Here is a 12,847-nt window from a genome sequence, read left to right as displayed (position 1 = left end):
ACAGGGGCCGACCTGGGCCGTCCTGCCGGATGTACTTTCTGAAGCCAATCCTTCTATGGGTGTTCTCGCTAACCCAGGTGCCTGCACCGGTTGAAGCGAGGGATTCAGCCCTGCCGAAGACGTCGGCGGTGCGCTGCCGCACCGATCAGCACCAGGCCAGCACTCATCAGACCCAGCGTTGCAGGCTCAGGAACGGCGGTGACGGTACGGGTGAAAGACGGGGCGCAGTCGGAACCGAAATCCATGCTGCAGATGGCGGCGAGTTGAACGCTGGCGTACAGGTCATTGCCGTTGGTATCCCAGCCCTTGACCGCCAGCCGGAAGGTGGCGCGAGTGAGGTAGTACTCGCCGGGCGTCGTTTCCCTGCCTGGCACGAAGCTGAAGCGAAGATAGTCAATGTGCTGGCCTGGCGAGAGATGCATTGACGGAAGATCCAACACGCCCAGTCGATGGGCCTCCCCTTTGCCGCCCCAATGCCACTCCATGGCATAGGCCCCCGAGGTCGGCGCATCGTCGTCGTTGACCAGGCAGGACGGGCTGCTCTCCCAGCCGCAAAATGTTGTGCCGCCGTATTGGGTGCCTTCCCAATCGATACTGGAGAACTGGCGCTTGGTGCTGTCGTCAGGGTGGCTGCCCAGTGGCAAGTCCGCCAGCGTCAAGAAGCTGCGCGGGTCCAGCGAGACTGCTGCCTGGCCTGGGGCCAGGGACAGGCGCAATGGTGCATCGATGGTGTCGCGCGTCGTGACAGTGCCGGTGGGCTGGGCCCATTCCAGCTGAAAGCGAGGCAGTGCAGCATGTGCCTGTGTGCCCAGCCCGGCGAGCAGCAGCAGCGCCGCGATGACGCTCGGGCGTGGCAATGCCCGGCTCTTGATTTGCCTGATCATGTCTTGTGTCCTCCCTGATGCGCCGGGTCGTAGCGTCTGTGAATGGCGCTGACCGGCGCGAGGGAGTGTAGAGGTCAGGTCTTCGCCAGAGTGCCCCTCCGTCGAGGGAGGGGTTAACCCGGCGCGTGCGCGCTGGCCTCAGCGGCCCAGACGACGGCGGCTCACCAGCCCCACCACGCCCAGCCCCGCCAGCAGCAGCGCATAGCTGCCGGGTTCGGGCACCGGGGCCAGGGTGGCGTTCAGGCTGAAGTTGTCGACGGCCAGGCCGTCGTCGGCGCCGCTGGCGTTGAAGTCGTTCCAGCGCAGCCACAGGGTCGCGCCCTGGGCCAGGTTCAGGCCGTTCAGGCTGCTGTTGAGCGAGCGGCTGTTGGCGGCGAGATTGCCGTCCAGCGCGCGGGCGCTGCCGGTGCTGATCGGGGAGACGAAGTCCAGCGCGTCCACATCGGTCCAGGTGCCGGTGCTCAGCGAGCTGGCATTGGTGCTGTACTGGAAGTTCAGGCGGTCGTTGCGGCCGCTGGCGCCCAGGCGCCATTGCTCGCCGACATAGGCGATCGCGACGCTGGCCACGCTGCGGCTGGCCTGGTTGGTGAAGGAGGCGCCGAACACCGACAGCAGATTGCCCGACTGCAGGCCGCCCAGCGCGCGCTCGCTGCTGCCGGCGCTGCCGAAGCTGTAGGTGTTGCCGGCGTTGTCGCTGCCGGTACCGGCGGCGTAGCTGGTGTTGGCGTTGCCCAGGGTCTCCAGGAAGGACCAGCCGGCCGGCAGGCTGCTGCTGGTGCCGCTCTTGGCCAGGCTGTCAAAGTTCTGCTGGTAGGCCAGCGCGCCGTCGGTCAGGGTGATGGCGGCGGCTTGAGCCTGGCCGGCCAGGCCGGCGGCACCCAGGGCGAGGGCGATGATGCGAAGGGTGGTGGAGGACATGCGAAGACTTCCTTGAAGGATGGATGGTGAGATCGACGGCCGCCAGGCAGCGGCATCGACAGGTCGCCCATCCTTGGGTCCGCGCGTGAATCCTGCGTGTCACCGGACCGGTCGGTCCGGCCCGCCCCCCGTGAAACGGGGGGATGCCCGCTCAGCCGCCGCGTGCAGTGGCGGCAGCGGCGGCGCGCTCCTGGTCGGCCTTGCGTTCGGCAGTGACGCGCTGGGCCGCCGGGCGTTCGCCAATGAAGCGCACATAGGGCTTCCAGTCCACCCCGCCGGCCGCCAGCAGGTCCTCGCCCAGCACCGCCTTGCTTGCCATCGCGACCAGCGGCAGGCTGACCCAGGCCGCGCAATCGGCCAGGGTGAACTGCTCGCCGGCCAGATAGGGCGAGAAGCGGGCCAGGCGCTTGAAGCCAGCGACGTTCTTGATCAGCTGCCGGCGTACGCGGTTTTGCGTGCCCTCGCTGACCTGGCCGCCGAAGAAGGCCTGCGCATACAGCTCGCGCGCCACCAGCTCCAGATGCAGCTCGACGAAGGTGCAGAGCTCGCGCACCTTGGCCGCGGCATAGGGATCGGCGGGCAGTAGGCGCGGCTCGGGCTGCAGCGCCTCCAGGTATTCGGCGATCACCTGGCTTTCGCACAGCGCGCCCTGCGGCGTGCGGATGAAGGGGATCTTGGCCAGCGGCGAGCAGCTCAGCACCGCCTCGCTGTCGCTATGGGTCTTGATCAGCTCCTCCTCGAAGGGGATGCCCTTCTCCAGCAGGATCAGCTTGACCTTGTTGTGATAGTTGGACAGCGAGAAGCCACACAGCGTGATCGGGGGTGTCGTCATCGTGGTGTCTCCTTCGTTCTTTTTGGATGTCGTTTCAGCCGCCCGGGTCCAGCCGCCTGGCGCGCGCCAGCCGCCAGGGCGGCTCCTCGGCGTAGACCTGCTCGGCGCTGGTGGCGGTCTCCTGCAGATGGGTGTCGATCGCGATGCGCTTGTCGAACACGAAGCACTCGCCCTGCCAGTCCCGCTCGGCATCGGGCAGGGCCTGGAAGAAGTTCAGGATGCCGCCGTCCAGCTGGTAGACGGTCAGGCCCTGGTCCTGCATCCAGGCCGAGGTCTTCTCGCAGCGGATGCCGCCGGTGCAATACATCGCGATCTTCTTGCCCTCGCGCTGCCAGTCCGCGGCATGGGCCTGGACATAGGCCGGGAAGTCGCGGAAATGCGTGACCCGCGGGTCGATGGCGCCGCGGAAGCGCCCGAGCCGGTACTCGAAGCTGTTGCGGTTGTCGATCACCAGCACGTCCGGATCGTCCAGCAGCTCGCGCCAGCGCGCCGGCGCCACATGGCTGTCGGGCCGGCCGGCCTCGAGCAGGCCGCTGACGCCGGGCACGCCGAAGGCGACGATCTCCGGCTTCACATGCACCTTCAGCAGGGTGAAGGGCGCGGTGGCGCAGGCGCTGCGCTTGAAGGCCATGCCCTCGAAGGCGCCGGCGAACACCGCGTCCTCGCGCAGCGCGGCCTCGAAGGCGGCCAGCTCGCCGAGCGGGCCGCCGACCGCGCCGCTGATGCCCTCGGCCGCGAACAGCACATTGCCGCCGACACCGGGCAGCGCCGCGCCGAGCTCGCGCAGGCGCTGCGCCGCCGCGGCCGGATCGGCCAGCGCGACGAAGCGGTAGAAGGAGCTGTGCGACTGCAGGTCAGACATAAAGCGCGGGATCGGCGGGCGTGGCCGCGGCACTGTTCTTGCCGTTCGGCAGCAGGGCCAGGCCGCCGGCCAGGGTCCAGGTCTGGGCATGGCCCAGGCGCGCCAGCGCCTGCGCGGCCTGGCGGCTGCGGTTGCCGCTGCGGCAGAAGAACAGCAGCGGGCGCTGCTCGGCCAGCCAGGCCGGCACCGCGTTCAGCAGGCGCGAGATCGGCACCGCCTGCCATTGCGCGCCGGCCAGCTCGGGCGTGCGGCTCAGGAACTGCTCATAGGGCTCGCGCACGTCGACCAGCAGCGCATCCGGATGCGCGCTGACGAACTCCTGCAGCCGCGCGCCATCCAGCTGCGCGACCGGCGGCTCGGCCGCCAGCGGCGCGGCGAGGCGCACGATGGCCTGCTCGTCGTCGAAGGCCGGCGCGACGAAGCTCGCTTCGGCATCGGTGCTGGCGCCGAAGGCGATGCTGCCGTCCAGCAGCAGGGCCGCGCCGCGGCGCGTCAGGCGGTGCGCGCCCAGCTCGATCGCGGCGGCGCCGGCCGGCCAGCCATCGGCCTCGACGGCGGCGGCGGGATGCAGGGCCGGGTCCAGCTCGGCCAGCAGCAGGGCGCGGGCCTGCTCATGCTCGGGCGCGCCGCTGCTGCTCAGCAGCGCGGCCAGCGGGTAGCCCTGGCAGGCCAGCACCTGGGCCAGGCGCGAGACCTGGCCGGGCAGCGCATCGATCAGCAGGCAGCGCCGGCTCGCGGCATCGGCGATCAGGTAGCAGCAGGCGCCGTCCAGCACGAAACGGGTGATGCCGTCGCCCGGCGTCGGCGCGTTGTCCTGCGGGCTCAGACAGTTCTGGCGCAGCGATTCGCCGCAGGCGCGGATGCGCGCGCAGGCCTCGGCGATGAAGTTGGCATCGGCCGCCGGGCCGATCGACAGGCGCACCGCGCCGGCCGCCTGCCAGTCCGGCAGGCCCATCGCCTGCAGCACGAAGCTGGGCTGGGCCTTGGCCGCGCTGCAGGCCGAGCCGCCGGAGACGCGCACATCGGCCGCGTCGAACAGGTCCTGCAGCAGGCGCGAGGACAGGCCCGGCACCGCGAAGTTCAGGGTGGTCGGCAGGCTGGTCTCGAGCGGCACATTGAACACCAGGCCCGGGAAGGCTTCGCGCAGCGCCTCGGCCAGCGCGGCACGGAAGCGCTCCAGCATCGCGCCGTCGCGGAAATGCAGGCTGCCCTCCTCCAGCGCCGCCAGCACCGCGCCCAGCGCGGCGATGCCCGACATGTTCTCGGTGCCCGAGCGCAGCGCGCCCTCCTGGCCGCCGCCGGCCATCAGCGGCGTGAAGGGTGTGCCCTCGCGCACATAGAGCATGCCGATGCCCTTGGGCGCGTAGAGCTTGTGGCCCGAGAAGGGCGCGTAGTCGATACGGCGCTCGATCAGGCGCAGGCTCAGCTTGCCCAGCGCCTGCACCCCGTCCACCAGCCAGAACGGCCGCTGCGGGCCGGCCTCGTCCAGCACCGCGGCGATGCCGTCCAGGTCGCTGACCACACCGGTCTCGTTGTTGGCGGCCATGGTGCAGACCAGGCCGGCGCGCGGCGCATGCGCGCGCAGCCAGTCCAGGTCGTGGCGCCCGTCGCGGCCGACGGGAATCGCCAGCACCTGCAGGTCCAGCCCCAGCAGCGCGTTCCAATGCTTCAGCGCCTCCGGCACCGCCTTGTGCTCGGTGGCGCCGTACAGCAGGTAGTCGACGCCCAGGCGGCCGCGCAGCGCATGCAGGGCCGACAGCACGGCGGTCTGGATGCCCTCGGTGGCGCCGCTGAGGAACAGCAGCCGGCCCTCGGGCGCGTCCAGCACGCGGCGCGCGCGCTCGCGCACCGCGTCCATCAGCGCGCGGGCCTTGAGCCCGGTGCTGTGCACGCTGCTGGGGTTGCCGAAGTCCTCGGCCATCGCGGCCAGCGCGGCGGCGCGGGCCTGTTCCAGCACCGGGGTGGTGGCATTGGCGTCGAGATAGATTTCCATGGCACTGCTCTTCTGGAAGCGGCGCCGCGCGGGCGCCGATTGGGCGGGGAAACGCCTATGGTAGCGACCTCTACAATCCCGCCCTCGCCAACTTCTCTCGGGGCCTGCCTTGTCCGACCGCCTTGCCGTGCTGCCGCAATACCTGCTGCCCAAGCAGGCCCTGACCGCATTGGCCGGGTGCTTCGCCTCGGCGCGTCTGGGTGGCGTGACCACCTGGGCGATCCGGCGCTTCATCGAGCGCTACGGCGTGAACATGGCCGAGGCCGCCAATCCCGACCCGGCCGCCTACCCGAGCTTCAACGAGTTCTTCACCCGCGCGCTGAAGCCCGGCGCGCGGCCGCTGGCCCCGGGCGCCGAGCTGATCTGCCCGGTGGACGGCGCGATCAGCCAGTTCGGCGCGGTGGCGGGCGACCAGGTGTTCCAGGCCAAGGGCCATGCCTACTCGACCACCGCCCTGGTCGGCGGCGATGCGCAGCTGGCCGCGCGCTTCCAGGACGGCCATTTCGCGACCCTGTACCTCAGCCCGCGCGACTACCACCGCATCCACATGCCCTGCGACGGGCGCCTCTTGCGCATGATCCATGTGCCGGGCGATCTGTTCTCGGTCAACCCGACCACCGCGCGCGGCGTGCCGGGCCTGTTCGCGCGCAACGAGCGCGTGGTCTGCGTGTTCGAGAACGCGCAGGGCCCCTGGGTGCTGGTGCTGGTCGGCGCCACCATCGTCGGCAGCATGGCGACCACCTGGCATGGCGTCGTGAACCCGCCCCGCCCCGGCCATCTGCGCGACTGGATCTACGTGAGCCCCCAGGACGCCTCGCGGCGTCCGCCCCCCGAGGGAGTATCGTCGGCTTGGGGCGGCCCGGCGCCGACGATCGTCGACCAGGACATCCGCCTCAAGCAGGGCGACGAGATGGGCCGCTTCCTGCTCGGCTCCACCGTCGTGATGCTGTTCCCGAAGCGGGACCTGGCCTTCAGCCAGAGCTGGCAGCCCGGCGGCGCGATCCGCCTGGGCGAGTTCATGGCGGGGCCGGCTGCCACAGCTCCAGATAGGACCTGAGCGTCTCGCCGGCCCGCTCGGCCGGCTGCGGCCGGCTGATGAAATAGCCCTGCAGCTGGCTGCAGCCCAGGGCCTCGACCGCGAGCGCCTGCTCCTCGGTCTCCACCCCCTCGGCCACGATCTCCAGCCGCAGCGACTGGCCCAGCGCGCAGGTCGCCTGCACCACCGCACTGGCGTCCGGATCGGGCAGGGGCTCGATCATGCTGCGGTCCAGCTTCATCGCATGGATGGGCAGCTGGCGCAGCATCGTCAGCGAGGACTGGCCGGTGCCGAAATCGTCCAGCGAGCACAGCACGCCGGCCGCGCGCAAGCGCTCGAGCTGCGGCAGCACGCGCTCGACATGGCCGATCGCCGCGGTCTCGGTGATCTCGATCTGCAGCAGCTCATGCGGCAGCTCGCGGTCGTCCAGCGCGTCGAGCAGGCGGCCGACGAAGCCTGCGTCCTCGAACTGCAGCGGCGAGACATTGATCGCGACCGGCAGCGCCCGGCCGTAGCGGTCCAGCCAGTCGCGCAGCTGCTGGGTCGCGATCGCGACGATGCGGTCGCCCAGCGCCTTGATCAGCCCGGTGCGCTCGGCCGCCGGCACGAACTCGGCCGGGCTGACCGGCCCGATGCCGGGCCGCTGCCAGCGCACCAGGGCCTCGAAGCCGCAGAGCCGGCGCGACACCGCCTCCACCTTGGGCTGGTATTCCAGGAAGAACTCGCCCTGCTCCAGCGCGCGCGACAGCGCCTGCTCGGCCACCAGGCGGGCCTGGGCGGCGCTGTTCATCGCCGCGTCGAAGAAGGCATAGGTGGCGCCGGCGCGGGTCTTGGCGCGGTGCATCGCGGCATCGGCGGCGCGCAGCAGGCTGGGGCCGTCGCTGCCGTCCTGCGGGAACAGCGCGACGCCCACCGACATGTGCACGAACAGCTCGGCGCCGTCGAGCGCGAAGGGCCGCTCCATCAGCGCCAGCAGGCGCTCCGCGAAGATCAGCGCCTCGGCCCGGCCGCTGGCGCCCTCCACCAGCATCACGAACTGGTCCTCGCCCAGCCGCGCCACCGTGGCCTGCGGCGGCAGCTGGCTGCACAGGCGCTGCGCGACCGCCTGCAGCAGCGCGTCGCCCATCTCCGGGCCCAGGGTCTCGTTGACCAGCTGGAAGCGGTCCAGGTCGGCCGACACCAGGGTGAAGGCCGGCGCGCCCAGGCCGGTCAGCTGGCGCAGGCGCTCGACCGCGAAGTTGCGGTTCGGCAGCCCGGTCAGCTCGTCGCGCAGGGCCTGGCGGCGCAGCGCCTCCAGCGCCGCATGGCGTTCGGTCTCGTCCACCATCACCAGCAGCTCGGCCGGCTGGCCATCCCATTCCAGATGGCTGGACAGGCCGCGTACATGCAGCGGCCGGCCGTCGTAATCCAGGCGCGGCTCCTCCCATTCGATGCGCGCCTGCGGGTCGGCCAGCACCTGCGCATGGCGCTGGCGCACCGTCTCGTGCAGCTCCGGCAGCACCAGGGCCTGCAGCAGGTCGCCCTGCGGGCGCTCGCCGCGGCCGAACATGGCCCGCGCGGCCGGGTTGGCATAGAGGATCTGGCCCTCGCGCATCACGACCTGGCCCTGCAGCGAATGCTCGGCCAGCCGGGTGAAGCGCTCGGCCTGGCGCTGCGCCTCGCCATGGGCGCGCGCCACCGAGATCAGGATCAGGCTCAGGCTCAGCGCGGTCTGCACGAACAGGCCCAGCGTGTGCGTGATCGGCGAGGCGCCCTGGGCGTCGAGGAAGGGGCTGCTGGCATGCACCAGGGCCGACAGCAGGAAGCAGCCGGCCACCCAGCGCTCCGCCGCCGAGCCGCCGCGCCACAGCCAGGCCGCGCACAGCAGGTTGCCGGTCACCAGGAAGGCGGTGGCGGCGATCACCGCCAGGCGGTGCTCGGTCTTGGCCAGCGCCATCAGCACCGCCATCATCAGCGCCAGGGACGGCAGCCACATCGCGCGCTGCCAGCGCAGCCCGCGGTAGCGCCGCGCGCCGCCGATCTGCAGGAACAGCGAGCCCATCAGCGCGGCCGAGGCGCCCAGTGCCTGCAGGTCGTGCCACAGGCCGGCAGCGCCCGGCAGCCCGGCCAGCGCGACGCCCAGGGTCAGGCCCAGGGCCAGCAGGATCGCGCTCCAGCCCCACAGCCGCACATGCGTATGACTGCGGTCCTGCCGCCATAGCAGCAGCAGGGCGACGCCCATCAGGGCGTCCAGACAGGAACTGATCAGCAGCAGGGGATTCATGGCAAGGGGAGGCTCGCGAAATCCTAGCCCTCTTGCTGGGACAATAGGCGCAACGCAATCGTCCGCTTGCACCAATAAATCATGACTCAGCGCGTTTTGACCGGCATCACCACCACCGGTACCCTGCATCTCGGCAACTATGTCGGCGCCGTGCGCCGTGCGATCGCGGCCAGCCGCGCGCCCGGCGCGGAGAGCTTCTTCTTCATGGCCGACTACCACGCGCTGATCAAGTGCGACGAGCCGGACCGCATCGAGGCCTCGCGCCTGCAGATCGCCGCCACCTGGCTGGCCGCCGGCCTGGACACCGGCCGCGTGACCTTCTACCGCCAGAGCGACATCCCCGAGATCCCCGAGCTGACCTGGCTGCTGACCTGCGTCACCTCCAAGGGCCAGATGAACCGCGCCCATGCCTACAAGGCCTCGGTCGACGCCAACCTGGCGGCCGGCGAGGATGCCGACGCCGGCGTCACGATGGGCCTGTACAGCTACCCGATCCTGATGGCGGCCGACATCCTGATGTTCAACGCCCACCGCGTGCCGGTCGGCAAGGACCAGGCCCAGCACATCGAGATGGCGCGCGACGTGGCCCAGCGCTTCAACCATATGTTCGGCCGCGGCGAGGATTTCTTCGTGCTGCCCGAGGCCAGCATCGACGAGGAGATGGAGCTGCTGCCGGGCCTGGACGGTCGCAAGATGTCCAAGAGTTACGACAACGTGATCCCGCTGTTCGAGGGCGGGGCCAAGGCGCTGAAGGAGGCGATCGCCCGCATCGTCACCGACTCGCGCCTGCCCGGCGAACCCAAGGACCCGGAGGGTTCGCATCTGGTGCAGATCTACGACGCCTTCGCGACCCCCGCGCAGCGCGAGGCCTTCCGCGCCGCGCTGCGCGCCGGCCTGGCCTGGGGCGAGGCCAAGCAGCAGCTGTACGAGCTGATCGAGGCCGAGATCGGCCCGATGCGCGAGCGCTACGACGCGCTGATGGCCAATCCCGAGCGCATCGAGGCCATCCTGATGGAGGGCGCGGCGAAGGCGCGCGCGCTGGCCGCGCCGCTGCTGCAGCGCCTGCGCGAGGCGGTCGGCCTGCGCCGCTTCCAGCCGCTGGTGGCCAAGACCGAGGTCGCGGCCAAGCCGAAATCCGCGCTGCCGCTGTTCAAGCAGTACCGCGAGGCCGATGGCCTGTTCTATTTCAAGCTCAACGCCGCCGACGGCACCCTGCTGCTGCAGAGCCAGGGCCTGCCGCAGGGCCGCGAGGCCGGCCAATGGGTGGCGCGCCTGAAGAAGGAGGGCGCGGCCGCGCTGGCCGAGGCCCCGGTGGCCCGCGGCGAACAGGCCAGCGAGCAGCAGCTGGCCGAGGCGCTGGCGGCGCTGCAGGCGGCCGAGAACGCTTAAGCCGGCGGCGGCGCGCGCGGCGCATGGACCCGACCCTCGATCCCACCGTCACGGACGGGGTCGGCACTACGCAAGACCCGACCCCCGCGGCCGCGCCGAAGGCCGGCCTGCGCCTGGGCGCCTGGGTGCTGATCGAGCGCATCGGCAGCGGCGGCATGGGCGAGGTCTGGTTGGCGCAGCGCTGCGACGGGCTCTACGAGGCGCGCGCCGCGGTCAAGCTGCTGCGCGCCGACATCACCGGCCCCGGCCTGGGCGCCCGTTTCGCGCGCGAGCGCGCGCTGCTGGGCCGGCTCGACCATGCCGGCATCGCCCGGCTGCTGGACGCCGGGCTGGCGGGCGAGACCGCCTACCTGGTGCTGGAGCATGTGCCGGGGCTGACCCTGTCCCAGCATGTGGCGCGTCGGCGCGCGAGCGTGGCGGAGCGCGTGCGCCTGCTGATCGGCGTGGCGCGCGCGGTCGAATACGCCCATGCCCAGCTGATCGTGCACCGCGACCTGAAGCCCGGCAATGTGATGGTGACGCCGGCCGGCGCGCCCAAGCTGCTGGACTTCGGCATCGCCGCGCTGCTGGACGACGCGACCGGCGCGCCGCGCGACAGCGCCCTGACCCGCCTGGCCGGGCGCCGCCATACGCCGGCCTATGCGGCGCCGGAGCAGCTGCTGGGCGAGGTGGTCGGCACGGCGGCCGACCAGTACGCGCTGGGCGTGATGCTGTTCGAGCTGCTCAGCGGCGAGCTGCCCTATGCCGACCGCGCGGCCAGCCCGCAGGCGATGGAGCATGCGGTGCTGCATACCGAGCCGATGCGGCTCTCGCGCACCCGCGCGGGCGCCGCCCGCGCCGAGGGGCCGGGCCTGCCGCCGGACCACCGGCTGGCGCGCGGCGACCTGGAGGCCGTCGCCGCCAAAGCCCTGCGCAAGCGCCCGGCCGAGCGCTATGCCAGCGTACGTGCCTTCATCGACGACCTGGAGGCCTGGCTGGCGCACCGCCCGGTCAGCGTGCGCGGCGAGGACTGGCGCCATCGCGGCCGCCTCTGGCTGCGCCGCAACGCGGGGCTGGCCGGCGCCGGCGCGCTGGTGCTGGCCTCGCTGGGGGCGGGCCTGGGCCTGAGCCTGTGGCAATGGCAGCGCGCCGATCATGCGGCGCGCGTCAGCCAGCGGGCCCTGACCTATCTGGGCGACCTGCTGGCGAACGCCGACCCCAAGGAGCATGGCGGCCGGCCGCCCACCGTCGAGGACCTGCTGGAGCGCAGCCGCCGCGAGCTGGATCAGCGCTTCGACGACGAGCCCGAGCTGCGCGCCGAGCTGCAGGGCGTGCTGGTCCATGTCTATCACGCGCAGGGGCGTTTCGACCGCGCGATCGAGCTGGGCGAGCGCCAGCTGAGCCAGCTGCGCGCGCTGCATGCCGCCGACGCCATCCAGGTCGTCGAGGCCCAGGACAAGCTGGCCCGGGTCTACAACGCCGCCGGGCTGGTGGACCGCACGCTGGAGCTGGCCACCCCGCTGCTGCAGCCGACCCGCCGGCTGATGGGCGAGGATTCGACCGAATACAGCGCCCTGCTGCAGATGCTGGTGGTCGGCTATACCAAGACCGGCCGTTTCGCCGAGGCCGAGGCCCTGGTGCCGGAGATGCTGGCGGTCAACGAGCGCGCCACCGCGCCGGGCAGCATGCCGCGCATGGCAACCCTGACCAAGCTGGCCGTGTTGCGCTATGCCCAGGGCCGCTTCACCGAGGCCGCGGCCACCTTGGAGCAGGCCCGCCCGGCCTGGGTCGAGGGCATCCGGACCGACCCGGTCGAGGTGCTGGCCCAGCAGCGCGGCCTGCTGACGATGCAGATGCGCCGCCTGCTGCCGCGCGACTTCGAGCGCGAGGTGCGCGAGCTGACGGCCGAGATGGATCGCCTGCTGGGCCCCGACACCGAGACCGCGCTGGGCCTGCGCAACGAGCTGGCCAACTGGTGGCAGGACCGCGGCGAGCATGCCGCGGCGCAGCGCGAGCGCGAAGCCGTCAAGGCCGCCGGCGCGGCGCGCGGCGTGACGATGGGCGCCCTGCTGCTGCCGCGCGAGACCCAGCTGCTGCTGAGCCGCACCCTGGCCGGTAGCGCCGAGCCGGCACAGCTGGCGCGCGAGGCCCGGGCGCTGGCCGCGGCGCTGCCGGCCGAGCCGCGCCTGACCGGGCCGAACCTGGCCGACCCGCTGCTGCACCTGGCCCGCGCCGCGCTGCGCCTGGATCCGCCGTTGGCGGCCGAGCTGGCGCGGCAGATCGAGCGGCTGCCGATCCTGGCCACCAGCGCGCCGCTGCGCGGCCGGCTGCAGCAGCTGCAGGGCGCGCTGGCGCGCCGGGGCGGCGATCTGGCCGCCAGCCGCCGCCTGCTGGAGCAGCGCGTCGCGGCGCTGGACGCGATCAACGAGCCCGACCAGGCGCCGCGCTGGCGCGCCCAGCTGGACCTGGCCACCACGCTCATGCTGCAGCGCGACATGCCGGCGGCCAATGCGGCGCTGGCCCGCGCCGATGCGCTGCGCCCGCGGCATCTGCCGCGCCCGCATCCGCTGGACGCCTGGCGCGAATCCCTGGGCCGCGGCGAGGCGAACGCGCCGCCGGACGCGGCCTTTTGAACACCAGACCGGGCCTGGAGCGGCGGCTCTAGACCGCAGCGGTCTGCGCACAAACCCG

Annotated in this window: 9 protein-coding genes; 3 read left to right on the top strand and 6 right to left on the bottom strand. The window is 72.0% G+C overall.

Translation table 11 applies throughout. The features are described from left to right. Positions 1–104: 104 nt before the first annotated feature. The 5 genes from G8A07_RS26905 to G8A07_RS26885 all read right to left on the bottom strand — a co-directional run bounded on the left by G8A07_RS26905 (position 105) and on the right by G8A07_RS26885 (position 5,489). Positions 105–884: a PEP-CTERM sorting domain-containing protein gene (locus G8A07_RS26905; protein ID WP_195794965.1), complete on the bottom strand. Its 780-nt coding sequence runs from the start codon at positions 882–884 to the stop codon at positions 105–107. A gap of 138 nt (positions 885–1,022) precedes the next feature. Beyond that, positions 1,023–1,802 (bottom strand): PEP-CTERM sorting domain-containing protein, encoded by a 780-nt coding sequence (locus G8A07_RS26900; protein ID WP_195794964.1) that lies wholly within the window; start codon positions 1,800–1,802, stop codon positions 1,023–1,025. Between the two features lie 151 nt (positions 1,803–1,953). After that, positions 1,954–2,634 (bottom strand): glutathione S-transferase, encoded by a 681-nt coding sequence (locus tag G8A07_RS26895; protein ID WP_195794963.1) that lies wholly within the window; start codon positions 2,632–2,634, stop codon positions 1,954–1,956. 34 nt (positions 2,635–2,668) lie between these two features. Further along, positions 2,669–3,496, bottom strand: a complete 828-nt coding sequence (locus tag G8A07_RS26890; protein WP_195794962.1) for a rhodanese-like domain-containing protein — start codon at positions 3,494–3,496, stop codon at positions 2,669–2,671. Then, positions 3,489–5,489, bottom strand: a complete 2,001-nt coding sequence (locus G8A07_RS26885; protein ID WP_195794961.1) for an aminotransferase class V-fold PLP-dependent enzyme — start codon at positions 5,487–5,489, stop codon at positions 3,489–3,491. Before G8A07_RS26885 ends, G8A07_RS26890 begins: the two co-directional genes overlap by 8 nt. A 109-nt stretch (positions 5,490–5,598) precedes the next feature. Here G8A07_RS26885 and asd point away from each other — a divergent pair, with 109 nt between their 5' ends. Beyond that, positions 5,599–6,546, top strand: coding sequence for an archaetidylserine decarboxylase (gene asd, locus G8A07_RS26880; protein WP_195794960.1), 948 nt, complete (start codon positions 5,599–5,601; stop codon positions 6,544–6,546). Here the strand turns inward: asd and G8A07_RS26875 are convergent. Then, positions 6,506–8,788, bottom strand: coding sequence for a bifunctional diguanylate cyclase/phosphodiesterase (locus G8A07_RS26875; protein WP_195794959.1), 2,283 nt, complete (start codon positions 8,786–8,788; stop codon positions 6,506–6,508). The genes asd and G8A07_RS26875 overlap by 41 nt on opposite strands. Positions 8,789–8,869: 81 nt before the next feature. Between G8A07_RS26875 and G8A07_RS26870 the strand changes: the two genes are divergently transcribed. Both G8A07_RS26870 and G8A07_RS26865 read left to right on the top strand, forming a co-directional pair. Then, positions 8,870–10,177 carry a tryptophan--tRNA ligase gene (locus tag G8A07_RS26870; RefSeq protein ID WP_195794958.1) on the top strand — a complete coding sequence of 436 codons (1,308 nt, stop codon included), beginning with the start codon at positions 8,870–8,872 and terminating at the stop codon, positions 10,175–10,177. Between the two features lie 23 nt (positions 10,178–10,200). Further along, positions 10,201–12,789 carry a serine/threonine-protein kinase gene (locus tag G8A07_RS26865; protein WP_195794957.1) on the top strand — a complete coding sequence of 863 codons (2,589 nt, stop codon included), beginning with the start codon at positions 10,201–10,203 and terminating at the stop codon, positions 12,787–12,789. Positions 12,790–12,847: the final 58 nt, after the last annotated feature.

This window comes from Roseateles sp. DAIF2, assembly GCF_015624425.1.
In the GTDB taxonomy this organism is placed as follows: Bacteria; Pseudomonadota; Gammaproteobacteria; order Burkholderiales; family Burkholderiaceae_C; genus Kinneretia.
Note: the sequence above shows the minus strand (reverse complement) of the source record. Positions and strands in the feature narration are given on the sequence as shown.

Coding starts and splice junctions, on each gene's coding strand:
- G8A07_RS26905 (WP_195794965.1), bottom strand. CDS start 884: ATGATCAGGCAAATCAAGAGCCGGGCATTGCCACGCCCGAGCGTCATC.
- G8A07_RS26900 (WP_195794964.1), bottom strand. CDS start 1,802: ATGTCCTCCACCACCCTTCGCATCATCGCCCTCGCCCTGGGTGCCGCC.
- G8A07_RS26895 (WP_195794963.1), bottom strand. CDS start 2,634: ATGACGACACCCCCGATCACGCTGTGTGGCTTCTCGCTGTCCAACTAT.
- G8A07_RS26890 (WP_195794962.1), bottom strand. CDS start 3,496: ATGTCTGACCTGCAGTCGCACAGCTCCTTCTACCGCTTCGTCGCGCTG.
- G8A07_RS26885 (WP_195794961.1), bottom strand. CDS start 5,489: ATGGAAATCTATCTCGACGCCAATGCCACCACCCCGGTGCTGGAACAG.
- G8A07_RS26875 (WP_195794959.1), bottom strand. CDS start 8,788: ATGAATCCCCTGCTGCTGATCAGTTCCTGTCTGGACGCCCTGATGGGC.
- G8A07_RS26870 (WP_195794958.1), top strand. CDS start 8,870: ATGACTCAGCGCGTTTTGACCGGCATCACCACCACCGGTACCCTGCAT.
- G8A07_RS26865 (WP_195794957.1), top strand. CDS start 10,201: ATGGACCCGACCCTCGATCCCACCGTCACGGACGGGGTCGGCACTACG.